Annotated in this window: 16 protein-coding genes; 6 read left to right on the top strand and 10 right to left on the bottom strand. The window is 42.1% G+C overall.

Annotated features, from left to right (window positions below; all coding sequences use genetic code 11):
• Nucleotides 1-4: 4 nt before the first annotated feature.
• The 6 genes from putA to O1D97_RS14015 form a co-directional block, all read right to left on the bottom strand.
• Entirely contained in the window at nt 5-3,127 is a 3,123-nt protein-coding gene (gene putA / locus O1D97_RS14040; protein WP_269126528.1) for a bifunctional proline dehydrogenase/L-glutamate gamma-semialdehyde dehydrogenase PutA, read from the bottom strand.
• A 211-nt stretch (nt 3,128-3,338) separates the two neighbouring features.
• Entirely contained in the window at nt 3,339-4,103 is a 765-nt protein-coding gene (locus O1D97_RS14035) for an AraC family transcriptional regulator (RefSeq protein ID WP_269126526.1), read from the bottom strand.
• A gap of 42 nt (nt 4,104-4,145) precedes the next feature.
• On the bottom strand, nt 4,146-4,448 hold the full coding sequence (locus tag O1D97_RS14030) for an antibiotic biosynthesis monooxygenase (protein WP_269126524.1): 303 nt from the start codon (nt 4,446-4,448) through the stop codon (nt 4,146-4,148).
• A 153-nt stretch (nt 4,449-4,601) separates the two neighbouring features.
• Nucleotides 4,602-5,561 carry an NADPH:quinone reductase gene (locus O1D97_RS14025; RefSeq protein WP_269126522.1) on the bottom strand — a complete coding sequence of 320 codons (960 nt, stop codon included), beginning with the start codon at nt 5,559-5,561 and terminating at the stop codon, nt 4,602-4,604.
• A gap of 66 nt (nt 5,562-5,627) precedes the next feature.
• On the bottom strand, nt 5,628-7,013 hold the full coding sequence (locus O1D97_RS14020) for a TRAP transporter large permease (protein ID WP_269126520.1): 1,386 nt from the start codon (nt 7,011-7,013) through the stop codon (nt 5,628-5,630).
• 4 nt (nt 7,014-7,017) lie between these two features.
• Entirely contained in the window at nt 7,018-7,539 is a 522-nt protein-coding gene (locus O1D97_RS14015; RefSeq protein WP_269126518.1) for a TRAP transporter small permease subunit, read from the bottom strand.
• A gap of 331 nt (nt 7,540-7,870) precedes the next feature.
• Between O1D97_RS14015 and O1D97_RS14010 the strand changes: the two genes are divergently transcribed.
• From O1D97_RS14010 to O1D97_RS13985, 6 genes are all read left to right on the top strand, one after another.
• Nucleotides 7,871-8,839 (top strand): PstS family phosphate ABC transporter substrate-binding protein, encoded by a 969-nt coding sequence (locus tag O1D97_RS14010; protein ID WP_330221491.1) that lies wholly within the window; start codon nt 7,871-7,873, stop codon nt 8,837-8,839.
• A 109-nt stretch (nt 8,840-8,948) separates the two neighbouring features.
• Nucleotides 8,949-11,204, top strand: a complete 2,256-nt coding sequence (locus tag O1D97_RS14005) for an ABC transporter permease subunit (protein WP_269126514.1) — start codon at nt 8,949-8,951, stop codon at nt 11,202-11,204.
• Between the two features lie 22 nt (nt 11,205-11,226).
• Nucleotides 11,227-12,921, top strand: coding sequence for a phosphate ABC transporter permease PstA (pstA, locus tag O1D97_RS14000; RefSeq protein WP_269126512.1), 1,695 nt, complete (start codon nt 11,227-11,229; stop codon nt 12,919-12,921).
• Nucleotides 12,922-12,942: 21 nt separating this feature from the next.
• On the top strand, nt 12,943-13,773 hold the full coding sequence (gene pstB, locus O1D97_RS13995; protein ID WP_330221490.1) for a phosphate ABC transporter ATP-binding protein PstB: 831 nt from the start codon (nt 12,943-12,945) through the stop codon (nt 13,771-13,773).
• 23 nt (nt 13,774-13,796) lie between these two features.
• A complete protein-coding gene (gene phoU, locus O1D97_RS13990; protein ID WP_269126510.1) occupies nt 13,797-14,504 on the top strand; it encodes a phosphate signaling complex protein PhoU in 708 nt (235 codons plus the stop codon).
• A 129-nt stretch (nt 14,505-14,633) separates the two neighbouring features.
• Entirely contained in the window at nt 14,634-15,140 is a 507-nt protein-coding gene (locus O1D97_RS13985; protein ID WP_269126507.1) for a GAF domain-containing protein, read from the top strand.
• A 28-nt stretch (nt 15,141-15,168) separates the two neighbouring features.
• Here O1D97_RS13985 and O1D97_RS13980 read toward each other — a convergent pair whose 3' ends face one another.
• The 4 genes from O1D97_RS13980 to oppC all read right to left on the bottom strand — a co-directional run bounded on the left by O1D97_RS13980 (nt 15,169) and on the right by oppC (nt 20,081).
• Nucleotides 15,169-16,962, bottom strand: coding sequence for a sensor histidine kinase (locus tag O1D97_RS13980; RefSeq protein WP_269126505.1), 1,794 nt, complete (start codon nt 16,960-16,962; stop codon nt 15,169-15,171).
• Between the two features lie 198 nt (nt 16,963-17,160).
• The gene (gene oppF, locus O1D97_RS13975; protein WP_269126503.1) at nt 17,161-18,156 is read right to left on the bottom strand and encodes a murein tripeptide/oligopeptide ABC transporter ATP binding protein OppF; all 996 of its coding nucleotides are present in this window, start codon (nt 18,154-18,156) and stop codon (nt 17,161-17,163) included.
• Nucleotides 18,156-19,145 carry an ABC transporter ATP-binding protein gene (gene oppD / locus O1D97_RS13970; RefSeq protein WP_269126500.1) on the bottom strand — a complete coding sequence of 330 codons (990 nt, stop codon included), beginning with the start codon at nt 19,143-19,145 and terminating at the stop codon, nt 18,156-18,158. Before oppD ends, oppF begins: the two co-directional genes overlap by 1 nt.
• 9 nt (nt 19,146-19,154) lie before the next feature.
• Nucleotides 19,155-20,081 (bottom strand): oligopeptide ABC transporter permease OppC, encoded by a 927-nt coding sequence (gene oppC / locus O1D97_RS13965; RefSeq protein WP_269126498.1) that lies wholly within the window; start codon nt 20,079-20,081, stop codon nt 19,155-19,157.
• Nucleotides 20,082-20,084 lie beyond the last annotated feature (3 nt).

Genomic DNA, 20,084 nt, shown 5'->3' with positions numbered 1-20,084 from the left:
ACTCCTAAAGGGCTTTTTCAATGGCGAAACGATGTAAGTAATGAGGTCCACCCGCTTTTGGTCCAGTTCCTGATAAACCTTGTCCACCAAATGGTTGTACACCAACAACAGCACCGACTTGGTCACGGTTTATATAGAGATTACCAACACGGGCTCGGCTAGCAATACGGGCACACGTAGTTTCGTTACGGCTGTGTACCCCCATTGTTAAACCAAAACCGGAATGGTTAATGGTATCAATGATCTTATCAAGGTCTTTTGCTTTGTAGCGTACTACGTGCAAGATTGGGCCGAATTTTTCATCGGTTAACAAATCAATGCTGCTAATTTCAAACGCCGATGGCGCTACAAAAGTTCCCTTATCAGCCCATTCAGGTAAATCCGTTTGAGCGATAAGAGAACCTTCTTGCTTCATTCTTTCGATATGCTCAAGCAACATGGCTTGTGCTTTCTTATCAATTACGGGTCCAACATCTGTGCTGTGTAGATAAGGCAAACCAACGGATTGTTCTTTCATGGCACCTTTTATCATTGGAATAACACGATCGGCTATGTCTGCTTGGACAAACATAACTCGCAGTGCTGAGCAGCGTTGACCTGCAGAGGCAAAGGCCGATCGGACGCCGTCACGTACTACTTGCTCAGGTAAAGAGGTTGAGTCGATAATCATGGCATTCTGACCACCGGTTTCAGCGATCACAGGTACAGGTGCAACACCGCGGTTCGATAAGGTACGGTTAATTAACTGAGCCGTCCCCGTTGATCCTGTAAACGCGAGTCCTGCAATGCGTTTATCACTGGTTAATGGTGCGCCAACAGTGGCACCATCACCAGGTAATAGATGTATAACGTCTCCAGGAACTCCTGCTTCTAATAGTAGTTCAATCGCTCGAACAGCGATTAAACTTGTTTGTTCTGCGGGTTTAGCGACCACAGTATTCCCGACAGCCAGTGCCGCTGAAACTTGGCCCATAAAGATCGCTAATGGGAAGTTCCAGGGACTAATGCATGCGAACACACCACGACCTTGGCGTTGAACCGTTTGTTCTTGGCCTAAAAAGTCTTGGTAAGTGACGGGGGCATCGAAATTGCTGCGAACCTGTTGAGCATAGTAACGGCAGAAATCAACGGCTTCACGTACTTCATCGATACTGTCTTGGATCGTTTTACCCGCTTCACGATGGCAAAGCGCCATCAGTTCTGGGTAATTCTCTTCCATTAAGTCAGCCATGCGATCAAGGCAGGCTGTCCGTTCGATCGCTGGTCTCTGAGACCAATCAGGGAAAGCCGCTTCAGCTAAATCGATGGCCCTTGTTACTGTTTCTGCATTAGCCCAGTCAATCTGTCCCGCTGTTTCGTTAATATTGTAAGGACTGGTAATGGTATGAGTGTCGCCAGTAAGTACTTTTTCGCCACCAACAAGCGGGTAAGCTCTCCACTGAGTATCTTGCCCCATGAAGGTATCTATTTTTGCTTTGAACGGACCCCATTCAGATTCAATTTCAATATTAGGGCCGTATGAATTTTTACGATCATCAAATAGGTTGATCGGTAAGTTGATGAAAGGGTTTGCTAAGGATTTACGGCTTTCTAGTAAGGTAACCGGATGACCCACTAATTCAGAAATCGGGCATCGAGCATCAACTAAGCGATGCACAAAAGAGCTATTCGCCCCATTTTCTAAAAGGCGACGTACTAAGTAAGGAAGTAAATCTTTATGGTTACCTACTGGCGCATAAATGCGTACGTCGGTACCACTGCTTTTAATTAATGTGTCATAGAGCGCATCTCCCATTCCGTGTAGACGTTGGAATTCAAATTCACGGGTGGTTGCGCCTAATTGTTTGGAGAGGCTAGTGATGGTCGCAATGGTATGAGCATTGTGGCTCGCAAACTGAGGAAAGATATGTTTTCTAGTTTGTGGCTGCAAAAGGAAGTTCGCACAGGCTAAATAAGATACATCTGTTGCTTCTTTACGTGTGTATACAGGATAGCCATTAATGCCACGCTGTTGGCAAAGTTTAATTTCAGAATCCCAATAAGCGCCTTTTACAAGACGTAGAGGAATTTGGTCTCCTTGCTCTTTTGCTAGCGCTGCGATCCAAGTTAATACAGGTAGTGCGCGTTTAGAATACGCCTGAATCACTAAGCCGAATAAGCCCCAGCCTTTAATGTCATCATCACGATAAAGCTTTTCAAATAGCTTCAGTGACATTTCTAGACGATCGGCTTCTTCGGCATCTATGGTAATACCGACATTTACTTCTTTAGCTTTGATGATTAAACCTTTTACACTTGTAAAAAGTTCCGTCATAACTCTTTCTTCGCAACCTACTTCATAACGTGGGTGCAAAGCAGACAGCTTAATGGAAATGGTTGGGCGAGGGCCTTTTTTATAGGTGTCTTGACCAACGACAGCAACGGCTTTTTCATAAGAACGAAGGTATTTAACTGCATCATCTGCTGTAAGAGCGGCTTCACCTAGCATGTCAAATGAGTAGGCATAACCTTTTTCTCGATAGGTTTTACCACGTGATAGGGCTTCTTTAATATCACGTCCTAAAACAAACTGATGTCCCATGATTTTCATGGCTTGATTCATTGCCTTACGAATAACAGGCTCAGAAACACGGTTTACCATACGATTGACTAAGTTCGCAGGTTTACCATCTTTAGATTCATCTAGAGTGACAATTTTACCGGTTAACAGCAGTCCCCAAGTGGAGGCATTAACGAAAAAAGAGTCTGAGTTTTTTGCATGAGATGCCCAGTCGGCAACGCTTAATCTGTCTTTTATAAAGGCGTCAGCGGTTTCTTTATCCGGCACTCGCATCAAGGCTTCAGCTAAACACATTAGCAAGATGCCTTCTTTAGTGTCTAGACTGTATTCCAGTAAAAGAGCATCGATCATTGACATGCTGTCATCGTCTTTACGTACTTGCTCTATTAATTGCGTGGCGGCATCCGTACTGTTTTTTAATTCCCTGTCAGTTGGTCTCGCTAGTGGCAATAACTCTTTTAGCCAAGCGGATTCATCGGCTTTATACAATGGGGAAATGAGCTGCCACAATTCATTAAGAGGTTTCTCAATAAAGGTAGGCTTTAAAACATCAATAGCGTTGAACATAGTGGATTCTCCGTAACGCAATAACCTATCAGAGCTTTTGATATTAAATCCAGCTGACAGAATGAGTTGTAGGACATGGCATGTCACTCTTACTTAAAATGGCCATCTAAGACCTCGTTTAATAAGAGCACCTATTTAGTAAAGCTAATGTACTGATAGAATGCTTGCTACGTCTTTCAGAAAAATCGTTTTTTTTTATAAAAAAATCCGGTTAACGCCACTGTTTCTGAAATTTGATAGGTGTAATGCCTAGCATTTGTGTAAATAGGCTTGTCATGGCGCTTTGACTGGAGAAACCACACATTTCAGCTACCTGAATTGGCGTAAAGCCTTCCACTAGAAGTGTTTGAGCCCGCTCTAGACGTTTCTTCATTAAATATTGGTGTGGAGTAATGCCGGTTTTTTCTTTAAAGCGTTCATGAAACTGGCTAACACTTAAAAAGCAAAAGTTGGCCAATTGATTGATGTGAACTTTACGAGAGAGGTTGAGTTCGATGAATTGATCAAGTTGATCAATATTAAGATGGTTGCCTTTTGGTCTCGCTACGGCGGTGTCACTGAGCTGGTGGCGAATAGCACTTAACAAGGTGTTACCACAGGCACGCGCGAGCATCTTATCATCTGGGTATTGTTGTAATTCGCCACTGAGGGCCGACGCTAAGACTTGTAACCTAGGGTTAAGACGAAAGTAGGCGGCTTGATCAAAAAGCTGGGAAACGGCTTCATACTCTTCATCTGTAATGGCTTTTTGAGAAGGTACAGGAAGGTTAACCAGCATGACACTGTTTTCACCTAAGCCCTGAAAAGCATGGTATTCCGATGAGGGCACAAGACAGCCATGGCCGACTTGCAGCTGTTTATCATTGCCATTGATATCAAAATCAGTATTCCCGTCCAATACGATCACGAGCTGGTGGTAATCATGCTCATGAGTACTGGCTTGGTTGGGTAAACTAACAATATCAGTTGGATTCAAAGTCAATACCAAAAATGATGATGGATGATAAACGCATTCTTTTTAGAATGCGTCTTGTCTTGATAAGGTATCTAAGTACATAACTTTATATGGTTCCAACAGGTATTCTTCGAGATTTTTAAAATGAGGCAATGTAGAAATGGCCTTGCCAAAGCTTTTGTGATCCTCAATACTTTCCCATTTTTCAATTTCGACAATATGGTTCTTTTTTTCTAGACCTTTTAATAATACAACACTCAGCGCGCCGGCTTGAATCATATGTATCTGATTGGACTCAAGTAGTTCAATAAAAGGCTTAACGAGATCCGGTTTTACTTTAAACGTGACAACGACGGTTACACTCATAGGGTATGCTCCTTAAGGGCCATATATCGACATGCCTAGTAAGGTTTTATATATCACCTTAACCATAAATAAAAGAGAAGTTAAAAGTACTTCCCTTTTAAGTGTGTCTATAAAATGAATTAACGCAAACTACAAGTGTTCGCTTAGAGGGTTTTAGTTGATGCTAATGACCAAATTCCCTTGAGCACCCGCTTTTAAAACATCTTCGTGAGCTTCTGCTACAGAAGCAAGCGGATAGACTTTGCGGATGACAGGCTTCAGAAGGCCACAATTTAAAAGAGGGTACAATGATTTAGCGATTAAACTCAGTTCAGAAGGTTTAATATTGGCTAAAGCTACGCCCATAACGGCGGCATCTCGTGCCATTAGATCTCTTGGGTTGATTTCTACGGTACCGCGATTACCTACAACGGCTACCCTTCCTCCGAATGCAAGTGCTTTTAAGTCTTGATCAAGATTATGGTTCGCAAGCATTTCAATGATCACATCGAAGCCTTGTTCTACGGATTGATACGACGCTAAGTGTTCGTCTGCTTTATGGTCTAGTATGGTGTTGACACCTTGTTGCTCAAGTAAGGCTTTGCCTTCAGCTGTGCCTGCACTGGCGATTACTTCCATCCCCATCGCTTTTGCTAGTTGTACGACAGCGATACCAACGGCTCCTGTTGCCCCATGAACTAGTACTTTTTCACCAGTTTTTGCATTAGCTCGGCCTAATAATGCACGATGGGCCGTTGTATACGGAATGCCTAAGCAGGCACCTTCTTCATAGCTTAGGGCGTCGGCCAGAGGAAATGTATGTGTTGGAATACAAACAGCAAATTCAGCCGCTGAGCCCGTCAAATTACGGCTGAAATACACACGCTGGCCTACTGTAAAACCAGTTACATCTTGGCCTATTTCTACTATTTCCCCCGCACCATCTAACCCAGGTGTATGTGGGAAAGTAGCCGTGTAATTGTTTGTTCCTGAACGGCGATAGGTGTCGACTGGGTTTACACCAGCTGCTTTTACAGCCACTAAAATTTGCTCTGAATTGATTGAAGGCGCAGCGACTTCTGCTAAGGCCAATTCGCTGGCAGGGCCATATTGTTGTATTTGAACCGCTTTCATGTGCTTTCCTTTATATCCGTGTTAAGTGTAAAAGAATAAGAGCGACCTAAGCCGCTCTTTTAAAAATTAATCGTATATAACTGATGGTAGCCAGGTTGCTAACTCAGGCCAAACAGTCAGTAAAATCAAGACAAAAATTTGTATTCCTATAAAAGGGATAACGCCTTTATAAATAGAGGAGGTTTTGAGTTCTGGTGGCGCCACACCACGTAAATAGAACAAGGCGAAGCCAAATGGTGGTGTCAAAAAGGATGTTTGTAAGTTAATTGCCATCATAATACCTAACCATACAGGGTCTAATCCCATGGCTAATAACACGGGTGCAACGATTGGTACAACCACAAAAGTGATTTCAATAAAGTCGAGAATGAAGCCAAGCAAGAACATGACTATCATGACAATAATCATGGCACTAAAAACACCACCAGGTAGGCCGTTGAAGAATTCATGAATTAACTCTTCACCGCCGAATCCTCTAAATACTAACGAGAACAAAGACGCGCCCACCAATATTAAGAAAACCATAGAGGTGACTTTTGTGGTGGAGTAAACGACATCTTTCAGTGTTACTAAGTTAAGCTTACCACTAGCAAAAGCGAGGATGGCGGCACCAAGAGCCCCGACACCAGATGCTTCTGTTGGTGTGGCAACACCCGATAGGATAGAACCTAACACAGCGATAATAAGAGCTAATGGAGGCACAAGTCCCTTGATCAGCATAATGGCTACGGATTCTGTTGCCCCTTGACGTAATTCTTCTTTTGATACCGCTGGCGCTTTATGGGGTTGTAACCAAGCCACCATAGAGACATATACAATATACAGAACGACAAGAATGAGGCCTGGAATTAAGGCACCAACAAACAAGTCACCAACAGAAACAGTTTTAGGAGAGAAGATTCCCATTTCTAATTGCGCTTTTTGGAACGCATTTGACATAACATCGCCCAAAAGTACGAGAGCGATAGACGGCGGAATGATTTGACCTAAGGTACCTGTGGCACAAATTGTTCCAGCGGCAAGCGCAGGATCATAACCCCGACGTAACATAGTAGGTAAAGAGATCATCCCCATGGTTACAACCGTTGCACCCACAATCCCCGTACTGGCGGCAAGCAGTGCACCAACAAGAATAACGGAAATACCTAGGCCACCTCGTAAGGTTCCAAACAACATGGCCATACTTTCTAATAGTTTTTCTGCAAGCTTGGATTTTTCCAGTAACACGCCCATTAGGACAAACAGAGGAACCGCGATTAACGTTTCGTTTCGTATAATACCAAAGAGCCGATTCGGCAGAGCTTCTAAAAAGACGCCATCAAAGACCCCCATGAAACTGCCGACACCGGCAAAAATCAGTGCTGTGCCGCCAAGAGAAAAGGCAACAGGGTAACCAAACATTAGGCAAATGCAGACAGCAACAAATAGCCATATAGGAAGCAATTCGATCATTTGATTATCCTTTTACCGTATTTGAATTATCGGAAGCTTGTAAGATCGCGATGTTTTTCCCGATATCGGCTACTCCTTGAATGATTAAACTGATCATCATTAATGGGATAAGCGTTTTCAATAGATAGATAAAGGGCAGTCCTCCAGGTTCTTGTGAGGTTTCGAGTACCCGCCATGATGCACTGACGTATTCGATACTGAGATAGCTAGTGTATATGGTGACAGGTAATAAAAAGAAAATACCACCTAAAATATTCACCCATGCCTTTTTTCGTGCTGAAAAAGTACGGTAGAAAACGTCTACACGAACATGTTCATCATCTTTAAAGGTGTAGGCGGCTCCTAACATAAAAACTAATGCATGCAGATAAAGCACGGATTCTTGTAACGCGATGGAGCCAATATTAAAACCATATCGTAAAAGGACGATGAGGCAAGTTAGCAACATCATGGCGAGTGTAAGCCAAGCAACACATTTTCCAGTTATGGTGGAGAGGGCCTCAGCTTTAGATACTATTGTTAACATGGGAATACTCACATTCAAAGAAAGACGCAAAAAATTTTGTTTAATGGTCTTTAATACTTTTTTATAGTTGGATAGCTAGTGTATTGAATATGAGCAAGTATGCAAATTTTGTTATTACTTTGGTAATCTTTTCTTAAATCTTTCTTAGGTATTTGCCTTAATAGTGGGGCATTTTTTTGGTAACGCTTGTCTCAAGGCTGTTTTTATAAAAAAAGCACTCTTTTTTCTTCTTTAACATAACTGTCACATTTGTCTTTTATAGTATCAATCATCGTAAAGGTAAACGGCTTTTCTCTTTTAATTAGATGTAACCACTGAGGTTGATATGATGATGAAAAATTTAGTTGTAGGTTTAACAATGGCAGCGGCTGTTGGTGTTTCTGCTAACGCAATGGCTGATATTGATCCAATGCTTCCTTCTTACACTAAAGCAAGTGGCGTATCAGGAAATGTATCAAGTGTTGGTTCTGATACGTTGGCTAACTTGATGACATTATGGGCTGAAGATTTTAAACGCCTATATCCAAACGTTAATATTCAAATTCAAGCGGCTGGCTCTTCTACTGCGCCACCAGCTTTAACAGAAGGTACATCTAACTTCGGCCCTATGTCTCGTAAGATGAAAGACAAAGAAGTGGCGGCGTTTGAGAAAAAGTACGGTTATGCTCCTACGGCAATTCCCGTTGCGATCGATGCTCTAGCGGTTTTCGTACATAAAGATAACCCAGTAAAAGGTTTGTCACTGCCTGAAGTTGATGCGATTTTCTCTTCTACTCGTAAAGGCGGTCATAGCGAAGACATTACTAATTGGGGTAAAGCGGGTCTAACCGGTGCATGGGCTAACCGTGATATTCAGCTGTTTGGTCGTAACTCTGTATCTGGTACGTATGGCTACTTTAAAGCGAATGCACTTTTCAAAGGTGATTACAAAAACAGCGTTAATGAGCAGCCAGGTTCCGCTTCTGTTGTTCAATCTGTATCGACTTCTTTGAATGGCATCGGCTATTCAGGTATTGGTTATAAAACGTCTTCTGTACGTGCGGTTGCAATTTCTAAGAAATCTGATGGCAAATACATCGATGCAACTATTGAGAATGCAGCGACAGGCGCCTACCCGTTATCACGTTTCTTATGGGTTTATGTAAACAAAGCACCTAACAAACCACTTGCGCCACTAGAGCGTGAGTTCGTTAAGATGGTGCTTTCTAAAACTGGTCAAGAAGTTGTTGTTAAAGACGGCTATGTTCCTTTACCAGCAAAAGTTGCTAACAAGTACTTGAAAGATCTTGGTATCAACTAATTCGATTTTGAACTAGTGATCTAAGAGGTAAAAAAACAGGAGAGTTTCGACTTCTCCTGTTTTTGTTGCTTTCAACGTTGTCATAATTTTGTAATAAAGATGAGTTCGGATGAGTAAATTAACTGACCGTAATATTCCGGAGTTGGATTTCAATACGCCTGCTTTGCTGCGTCATAGGAAGGTTCGAGCGCTGAAAGATCGATCAGCCACTGTTGGTATTGCCATTGGTGGTTGTAGTGTGATTTTGGCGGTTCTCTTGATCTGTTTCTATTTACTATATGAAGTAATGCCTTTGTTCTCAGGGGCAGAGGTAGATAAAAGAGCGGCCTACGATTTACCAGCTAAAGAGCAAGGTGCAAGTTTGTATTTGACCACAGAAGAGCAGACCGAAGTAGGGATGCGCGTTTCTGAGTCAGGTAATATAATCTTTTTCTCCACCGCTGATGGCTCAGTAATCGAGCAAGTAGAAAACCCAATTGATGCGAAGGTAACGGCTTTTGCGGTTGAATCGGATACCAGCTTTCTTTTAGGTTTTGGTTACGAAGATGGCCGTGTTTTATTAGCTAAACACAAATATATCATTTCCTATCCAGACGGCAATAGACAGATTCGCCCCGTGGTTGAATACCCTTATGGTACAGACGGTATTTCAGCAGGAGATTTTGCTATTCGCAAATTGGCTTTACGTGATAGTGAAGACAAGTTAACGATAGCCAGTTTAGGTGACTCTAAAAGTGCAATTACGAAACTAGACAAAGAAGTTAACTTTATTACGGAAGAAGTTGAGTTAACCGAAACCACACAAGCACTTCCTTTTGTGCCAAACACGGCCGAAATGTTAGTAAGTGGTGACCAACGTTATTTATACGTTGCTTCGGTTCAAGGTTCTTTGACGGAATTTGATTTACGAGATTATGATGACATCAACTTAAAAGCACAATTTGAGTTAACCAAAGGCGATGCTCAAGTTGTCTCCATGACTTATTTGCTAGGTCAGTCTTCCATTATGGTGGCGGATACATCGGGCCGAGTCAGCCAATGGTTTAACGTTCGTAATGCGGACAACGAAGAAATTCTGACCTTTATTCGTGATGTGAAGCAGCCTGTTTCCATTGAGAATATTGCCATGGAGCATCGTCGTAAAGGTTTTGCGACCTTGGATGATCGTGGTGTTATTGCTATATATAATGCCACCTCTGAAAGACAAGTGATTAACGAGCGTTTAAGTGATGAAACGGCGCATTTGATTGCCTTTTCCCCTCGAGCAAATGCGTTGTTAATTGAAGACAGTAGTGGCATTCAAGTGTATCACGTTGATAATGAGCATCCAGAAGTCTCTTGGTCTTCATTATGGAATCAAGTTTGGTATGAAGGCTACCAAGAACCTACTTACACTTGGCAGTCTTCAGCTGCTAATAACGATTTTGAGCCAAAATACAGCTTGATGCCATTGGCATTTGGTACGCTTAAAGCCGCCTTCTATGCAATGTTGATGGCCGTGCCATTAGCTATTTGTGGTGCGATTTATACAGCGTACTTTATGGCGCCGAAATTGCGTCGTAAGGTGAAGCCTGTTATTGAATTAATGGAAGCACTTCCTACGGTAATTTTAGGTTTCTTAGCTGGATTATTTTTTGCTCCTTTCTTAGAAGAAAATTTAGCCGCCGCCTTTAGTATTCTTATTATTCTACCTGTTGGTATTTTAGCCTTTGCTTATATTTGGTCGCGTCTACCCGCTCAAATTCGCTGGTTATTACCAGAAGGATGGCAGCCTCTGATTCTGATTCCAGTAGTGGTCTTACTGGGGTGGTTCTGTGTGGCCATGAGTCCTGTGATCGAGCTTAACTTTTTTGATGGCAATATCCGTTCATGGGTAACCAATGATTTGGGTATCACTTTTGACCAACGTAATGCCTTAGTAGTGGGCTTTGCTATGGGATTTGCGGTTATTCCAACGATCTTCTCGATTACCGAAGACGCTATTTTTAGCGTGCCAAAAGCCTTGACTCAAGGGTCCTTGGCGTTAGGCGCTACCTATTGGCAAACCATGGTTAGAGTCGTGTTGCCCACAGCGAGTCCAGGTATTTTTTCGGCTGTCATGATTGGTATGGGCCGTGCTGTTGGTGAAACCATGATTGTACTGATGGCGACAGGTAACACTCCGATAATGGATTTCAATATCTTTGAGGGAATGCGGACATTGGCCGCCAACTTAGCGGTAGAAGTACCTGAGTCTGAAGTAGATAGCTCCCATTATCGAATTCTATTTTTAGCGGCGTTCGTTCTGTTTATCTTCACCTTTGTGGTGAATACCATTGCAGAAACCGTTCGTCAGCATTTACGTAAAAAATACGGTTCGCTGTAACTTATTCTAAGTGAGAGTAACAATGAAGAAAACATCCGTATCGGGTTGGGTTAAGTCAGGTGAGCCATGGGTTTGGCTTAACGCTGGCGCAGTAGCAATCTCCGTGATCATGGTGGTTGGCTTACTATTGTTAATTGCCGTTCGAGGTCTAGGTCATTTTTGGCCAGCAGACATTGTTGAGGGACGCTATGCGTTGCCAGGCAATGAGTCTTATAAAATCGTTGCTGAGCAAGTTGAGAGTGTTGATGTCCCATCGGCCCAGTTGATTGAAGCTGGGATCGAAGTCGATGAATCCATCACAGTCATGCAACGTACTTTGATGAAAGTAGGTAATCGTGATGTTTATGGTGCTGACTTTCGTTGGGTAATCGATAATTACATGGAGGAGGTAACGCGCCCTGAAATGTTATTTGCGGCGGAGCGTCGTGAATGGGGCAATATGTATGGCTACCTGTTAGCGGTAAAAGAAAATGGCAATATTGTTGCCTCTACAGAGGATAAAGCCCCAACGGATTCCTCATTGGCTACATGGGCAACTTTACAAGAACGTATAGAGCGAGCGTTAGCGATTCATGAAGAAATTTACCAAGTTGAAAAGCATGATATTGGCAAGATCAATTATGGTTTAGAGCGCCTACGTTTGCAGCAACGAGGGTATGTTTTAGAAAACCAATTAACGCCAGAGCGTATGGCCGATCTTGAGTCAGAGCGTGCGGTTTTTGATGAAGAATATAAGGTATTACAGCAAAAGCTGATTGATTTATATACACAAATTAATCGTGATACGATTCTTGTAGAAGCGATGGATGGAACCATTATTGAGCAAAGTGTTGCCAAAATTGTTCGTGCCTATTTGCCTAACTCTATGAGCGTGCTTGACAAGCTTGGTTTCTATGGGTCTAAGTTATGGGAGTTTTTATCTGACGAGCCTCGTGAAGCAAATACGGAAGGTGGTGTTTTTCCGGCAATCTTCGGTACTGTGATGATGGTATTACTGATGACTGTTTTGGTGACACCTTTTGGTGTGGTTGCTGCCGTTTATCTACGTGAGTACGCAACTCAAGGGGTGTTAACACGAGTTATCCGTATTGCCGTAAATAACTTAGCAGGCGTACCTTCCATCGTATACGGTGTGTTTGGTTTAGGTTTTTTTATCTACTTTATGGGATCTTCCATTGACCAAGCGTTCTTTCCAGAAGCGTTACCTTCGCCTACCTTTGGTACTGGCGGTTTAATGTGGGCATCGATTACTTTGGCTTTGTTAACGGTCCCTGTGGTAATTGTTGCAACAGAAGAAGGATTATCACGAATTCCTCGTAATGTACGTGAAGGCAGTTTGGCTCTTGGTGCGACTAAAGCAGAAACGTTATGGAGAGTGGTACTACCTATGGCCAGCCCCGCCATTATGACAGGCGTGATTTTGGCTGTGGCACGCGCGGCAGGTGAAGTGGCTCCTTTGATGTTGGTTGGTGTCGTGAAATTAGCGCCGTCGTTACCACTAGATGGCAATTACCCTTTTATCCATTTAGATCAAAAATTCATGCACCTAGGTTTCCATATCTATGATGTTGGTTTCCAAAGTCCAAATGTTGAAGCAGCACGACCACTGGTTTATGCGACCGCATTATTATTGGTGATTGTGATTGCATTATTGAATTTTTCGGCGGTTACCATTCGTAACCATCTACGTGAAAAATATAAATCGCTAGAAATGTAAGCTGGCGGAGAAGAGACTATTATGAGCGAAACAAAGACACACTCAATTGACATTTCGGCAATGAAACGTAGCCAGCAAGCGCTGAACATTGAAGACGAAAAAATTTGCTTGTCAGTGGATGACTTACATCTTTATTACGGTGAGAAAGAAGCACTGAAAGGGGTAAATATGATTATCCCTGAAAAAAAAGTAACGGCATTTATTGGCCCTTCTGGCTGTGGTAAATCCACTTTATTACGTTGCTTTAACCGTATGAATGACTTAGTGGATGCGTGCCGTATCACGGGCGATATCAACCTGCATGATACGAATATTTATCAAAAGGGTACGGATGTTGCCGAATTGCGCCGTCGTGTCGGTATGGTATTTCAGAAACCAAATCCATTCCCGAAGAGTATCTATGAGAATGTGGCTTATGGCTTGCGTATACAAGGAATTAACAAAAAACGCGTGTTAGATGAAACCGTTGAATGGGCGTTACGTTCCGCAGCTTTATGGGATGAAGTAAAAGACCGTTTGCATGAAAGTGCTCTAGGTATGTCGGGTGGTCAACAGCAGCGTCTCGTAATTGCTCGTACGGTAGCAGTTAAGCCGGAAGTTTTGTTATTAGATGAGCCTGCATCCGCCTTGGATCCTATTTCAACATTGAAAATTGAAGAGCTGATTCATGAGCTAAAAAATGATTTCACCATTGTTATTGTGACACACAATATGCAACAAGCCGCACGAGTCTCTGACTATACGGCCTTTATGTATATGGGGGATTTGATCGAATTTGGTGATACTAATACCTTGTTCACGAATCCTGAGAAGAAACAGACAGAAGACTACATTACAGGTCGTTACGGTTAGGCTTAAGGCAGGGGACGAAGATAATGAAAGAATTAACAACAGATCATATTTCTCAGCAGTTTAACCTTGAGTTGGAAACGTTGCGTCAGCACTTTTTAACGATGGGCGGCGTTGTTGAAAATCAAGTGAGTGATTCAGTACAAGCGTTATTAGACAGCGATGGCAGCTTGGCGGAAGATGTTAAAGATAAAGACGCTACAGTAAATCAGCTGGATGGCTTAATTGACGAAGAATGTACTCGTATCTTAGCCCGTCGTCAGCCAGCGGCATCTGATTTACGTTTAATTATGTCGATTAGCAAAGCCGTTGGTGAGTTGGAGAGAATGGGGGATGAAGCGAAAAAAATTGCATCTCTGACCATCGCTTTAATCGAAGAAGGGGAGTCCCCTCGTGGTTATGTTGAAATTAACCGCATTGGGCAAATGGTTTCTTCCATGGTGCATGACTCGCTTGATGCCTACGCTCGTTTAGATTTAGACGCGGCGATCAAGGTGGCGAAACGTGATCGTAATGTTGATATGGAATATAAGACGGCGATTCGTTCGTTAGTGACTTATATGATGGAAGACCCACGCAGTATTACCCGAGTCCTCAATGTCATTTGGGTATTGCGCTCCCTTGAGCGTATTGGTGATTACGCGCGTCATATTTGCCAGCATTTGGTGTATATGATTAAAGGTGTTGATGTTCGTCATATTCCTATCTCTGAAATTGATAGTGAAGTGAAATAGTGACAACTTAAATAATTGAAGTTCTGATTCAAAGCCGTACGTTTTTTCTAAGTACGGCTTTTTTATTGCTTTTTTTGCCTATTAGTCTCTATTATCACTTTCTTTTTCGTCGCTTCAGGTAAATACAAAATGTTTGAAATTACAGTGGATACCTCTCTCCCTAAAACCGTTTTTTATAAAGAATTAGAGTCTCAACTAGAGGGGCTACTTTATGACGAACGAGACCTAATTTGTAATGCCGCACAATTGGCCGCCTTTATTATGCAAAGTGTTCCTGACTTAAATTGGTCTGGTTTTTATTTTGCGAGAGAAGACGAACTGATTTTAGGCCCTTATGTTGGTAAAGTGGCTTGCACACGTATTCCGTTTTCAAAAGGTGTTTGTGGTGCCGCCGCTAGAACGCAAGCAGTGCAACGAGTGGATGATGTCCATGGTTTTTCTGGGCACATTGCCTGCGATGGCGACACAGCATCTGAATTAGTGATTCCGATCGTTGTCGAAGGCCGATTAGTTGGTGTGTTAGATTTAGACAGTCCAATAAAAAATCGCTTTTCTATAGAGGATCAGCAAGGGATTGAGCGCTTTATTCATGCCTTTATTAAAGCAACCGATTTTAGTTGGTCAATGGGTGTTTAATAGGCAATTTATAAACGGTGTAACGGCCTTATTGATAATAATCCATTAAGGTCTTTCTGAGTGTAAGCTGAGTCAGAGGGAATTCAAACGAAGCCTGAGATAGGTCTTCTGTTTGGGCTTTTTTACATTTATTTGATGATAGGATACAGCACTGGTTATTTAATAATTCGGTTAATTGAAGATAGGATAAATCATCTAAGTAGGAGTCGTCACTGATTATGACTATGTCAACTTGGATGGTTAAAGGACCGGTCAGTCTCTCTGTGGTAAGAGCGGGTACCATTCCCAATGAGCTTACTTGCATACTAATAATATGTGCCGGCTGCTCTTCCTCAATGATGAGTACGGTTTTATGTTCTAGAAGAGCAACCGATTTTTCAATGGCTACCTCTTCTTTGATTTTATTTATGTGTTTATCAAAATAAATGGGAATATCCATCCAAAATTCATCGCCCATGCCGTGCTGAGTTGAGAACTGCAGTTGGCCTCCAATGACTTTCGCCAGTTGGTAACAAATAGAGAGGTTTAATCCCGCCATATATTTTTTAGCATCATCAGACTCCAAATAATAGAAACTGGATGCAATCGCTGTTCGTTGATCTTCGGTGAGAGCGACACCTGCGGCTCTTACAGAAACTTGTACCATAATAACATCCAGATTTTTTGTGAAATCAGGACGCCAACTCGTTGCTCTGATAGGCGACTCTCGAATGACAATACTAATATTATGACCAGTAGAATGAATGAATGCATTTTCTAACAAGGCTGAAAAAATCTGTGTTAAACGGGTGAAATCACTATAAGTATGGCTAGGGAGATTTAGGTCTATAAAGCTATACAAGTTACTGTGTGGGTAACGAGAACTGTTACTTATTTTCTGACAAACGTCTTCGAATTGTTGATGCAAATTCCCATATGAGAAATCCAACTCCAAGCGGTTGGCTTCTAACTTTGATAAATCTGAGAAGGCTTTCAGATTATTAAGCACCGTTTCACCAGAGTTCTTCACGGTTAATAGCATTTCTTTTTGTTCGTTTCGGATTGATTTATTTAGGATATTGGCGATACTCAAGATACTGTTCACAGGTGTTCTTAATTCATGATCGAGTACAGATAGAAAACGCATTCTATTCATGGTGATGGACGTCAGTTTGTTAGACAGTTCAGCGATGCGTTTTAGATTGTCAGTGTTCTTGTATAAAGAGCTTGCTGAAAGAATGATAAAGAAAGATAAAACAAAAAGTAAGAACCACACTAACCATGTAATGGTGTTTAAATTTTCATCCAAATCTCGGCGTTGTTCTGATGCATAGCGAATGGCATTTCGATTGATTAAATGTACAAGTTCATTTATTTTAATTTCTATGCGTTGTAAATTTTCTAATAACGCTTGTTTCTCAAGCGTTGTACTCTTTTCTAACTCATCAATGTCTATTGATAATAAGTTGAGCTCCCCATGAATAAAAAATATCAACTTAATGGGGTTACCTTCTCCAAAAAAGCGGACAATTTTATTAATTTCGCCATTTCTCAATATATCAATACGATTAACCAAGTAAGCGTATTCCGTCTGTAAATTACCGTCTAGAGGAAGGTCCGCTTGGGTTAATAGGGTGATGAAGTTAAAAAATCGATAATATTGCACTTGCAGTTGTTGCGCTTTCCATAAGACCTGATCAAATGTTTCTTCATAGTGATTCTTTTGAGTAGAGCTGGCTACATTGATGGTGATGAAGACCACTAATGTCATAAAAACGAGGATGATAGAGAAAATGCTAGCAAGCCAACTTTTTATATTGGCCTTTTTGTGGCTTAAATTCATGTGTCTAATTAAGTCCTTTTATTTGGTACTTTCATGGGGCTGTACATTAAGGGCTTAATACTGAATTAGATCGAATCTCAGGTAAAGGCTAACTTAATATAAAAAGGGCAAATAAAAAAGCGCCATTCTAAGAACAGCGCAAATAGGAGGGTTCTCTTTTATAGCAAAGAGACAGCTTCAATAATTTGGACGAAAGAGCTAGTCAGTAAACTCTCCTAAACGTAAACAAGAAGCTTCATGTGTTTGGGACACCGTTTGCAGTCTTGGTCGAGTTGACGCACAGCTTTCGATAGCATGTGGGCAACGGGTCCTAAACACGCATCCTGAAGGCGGGTTGATTGGAGAGGGTAAATCTCCTGCCAAGAGTTGAATTGTTTTATTTCTTTCAACTTCAGGATCAGGGACGGGGACGGCCGATAACAGTGCTTTCGTATAAGGATGTTGAGGTGAATCATATAAAGAGCGTTTATCTGCTAGCTCAACCGCATTCCCCAGATACATGACTAATACGCGATCTGATATATGTTTCACAATGCTTAAATCATGGGCAATAAAGACGAGAGCCAATCCCATCTCTTTTTGTAACTCTTTGAGCAGGTTGACAACTTGAGCTTGAATAGAAACATCCAATGCGGAAACAGGCTCGTCACAAACGACTAATTTAGGTTCAAGAATAAGCGCTCTAGCAATACCAATACGCTGGCATTGACCACCAGAAAACTCATGAGGATAACGGTTAATCACATTGGGCAATAGGCCAACTCTATCCATAATACCACGAACCTTTGCTTTGACTTGTTCGTCGGATAAATCTGGCTTAAAGGTACGTAAAGGCTCTGCAATAATATTACCAACCGTCATTCTTGGGTTGAGAGAGGCTAAAGGGTCTTGGAAAATCATCTGCAGTTCTTGGCGCTTATCCCGCATTTGGTCTTTGCTCAAAGAGACGAGGTCTTGACCTAGCCATACAACATTACCTTCAGTGATAGGCAATAACCTTAGGAGAGCGCGAGCAAAAGTAGATTTGCCACAACCAGATTCTCCGACAACACCAAGGGTTTCTCCAGCGTAAATTTTTAAACTGACACCATCGACGGCCTTAAGAGGGCGGCCTTTTTCCCACGGCCAGGCATTCTCACTTTTAATGTTGAAATGAACTTTTAAATTATTGACTTCCATAATGACGTTATTCATTAGGCTACGAGCTCCTTAACCGATTTATGACATGCCCGTTGACAATGGTTGTCAAATTCCGTTAATACTGGAGCTTCTTCAAAGCAGTGATCGGATGCATGGATACAGCGATCTTGGAAAGGACAACCTGGAGGAAGATGAAGCAAATTTGGTGGGTTTCCAGGAATAGTGGATAATATCTCGTCTTCTCCGTCTAGACGAGGAATCGCACTTAATAGACCTTGTGTATAGGGATGGGTAGGACGATAAAATACATCATTAGTTGACCCATATTCCATGGTTCTACCAGCATACATTACGAGCACTTTATCACATAAACCGGCAACGACACCGAGGTCGTGGGTGATCATAATAATAGACGTATTAAAGTCGCTCTTTAATTCGTTTAAAAGCGTTAATATTTGCGCCTGTACCGTCACATCGAGAGCGGTTGTTGGCTCATCGGCAATGAGGAGTTTTGGCTGACAGAGTAAGGACATGGCGATCATCACTCTCTGACGCATTCCACCAGAGAACTCATGAGGGTACATATTCATGCGTTTTCGCGCTTCTGGCATTTTGACCGCATCCAGCATTTTCACAGAAGCTTCAAAAGCATCTTTTTTAGATAAGCCTTTGTGAAGCCTGAGTACTTCCATTAATTGCTTACCGACTTTCATGTAAGGGTTTAATGAGGTCATCGGGTCTTGGAATATCATGGAAATTTTTTCAGAACGAACGCGGTTAAGTTGTGCCTCTGAAAAGGTGAGAATATTTTCACCTTCGAATTCTGCTCGTCCTTCAATCACGCCATTGTTGGCAAGTAGTCCCATAAGAGCAAAGGCCGTTTGACTTTTTCCTGAACCAGATTCTCCTACTATGCCTAAGGTTTCTCCTTGAGCTAGGGTGAAGTTGAGGTCATTGACGGCAGTAACAAAACCATCAGGGGTTCTAAAGTTGACGCGTAGGTCTTTTACTTCTAGCAAAGGTGTTTGGCTTAAGGTTGACATAAATATCTCCTAGCGGTCTTTAGGGTCAAGAGCGTCGCGTAAACCGTCGCCAAGAAAGTTAAAACAAAAGAGGGTTAGCACGAGAAAGGATAAAGGCCATGCCAGCTGCCATACGGCCAGTTCCATCGCGTTTGCGCCTTCTGATATTAACACTCCCCAGCTTGTCATTGGTTCTTGCACCCCTAATCCAAGAAAACTGATAAAAGATTCAAGTAAAATCATATTGGGCACTAAGAGCGTGGCATAGACGACAACTATGCCTAATAGGTTCGGAATAATATGACGCAGAATGATATTGAAGGTAGAGACACCGCAAGCGTGAGCGGCTTCTATATATTCCTTGTTTTTCAAGCTTAAGGTTTGTCCGCGAACAATACGTGCCATGTCGAGCCAAGATATAGCACCGATAGCCACAAATATGAGGAAAATATGGCGTCCAAAAATGGTCATTAAAATGATCACAAAAAACATAAATGGGAAGGAGTTGAGTATCTCTAAGAAGCGCATCATGACGCTGTCCACTTTACCTCCTAAATAGCCAGAGGTCGCACCATAAAGTGTGCCTATTACAATGGCTACAAAACTGCCTAGAACACCCACTAATAAGGAGATTTGACCTCCTTGCATGGTTCTTACAAAGATATCTCGTCCTAAGGTATCTGTTCCAAAATAATGGCCAGATTCAATGGCGGGACGGCCTAATACTGAGATGTCAGAAAGAGCCTCCCAGTCGATATCCTCGTAATGCCATTGGCTAAATAATGGGCCTAAAATTGAAAAGGCGGCAATACAACATAAAATAATCAAACTGATAACAGCCGCTCGATTGGATAGAAATCGTTGACGAGCATCTTGCCATAGACTACGGCCTTCAATTTCAACAGTGCGCTCAGCAAACTGTTCAACGGCCTGTGTTTTATCGGGAGTTAGCATCATAAA

The sequence above is a fragment of the Marinomonas phaeophyticola genome (assembly GCF_026966905.1).
GTDB lineage: Bacteria > Pseudomonadota > Gammaproteobacteria > Pseudomonadales > Marinomonadaceae > Marinomonas > Marinomonas phaeophyticola.
This window is presented reverse-complemented; position numbering and strand designations above follow the sequence as displayed.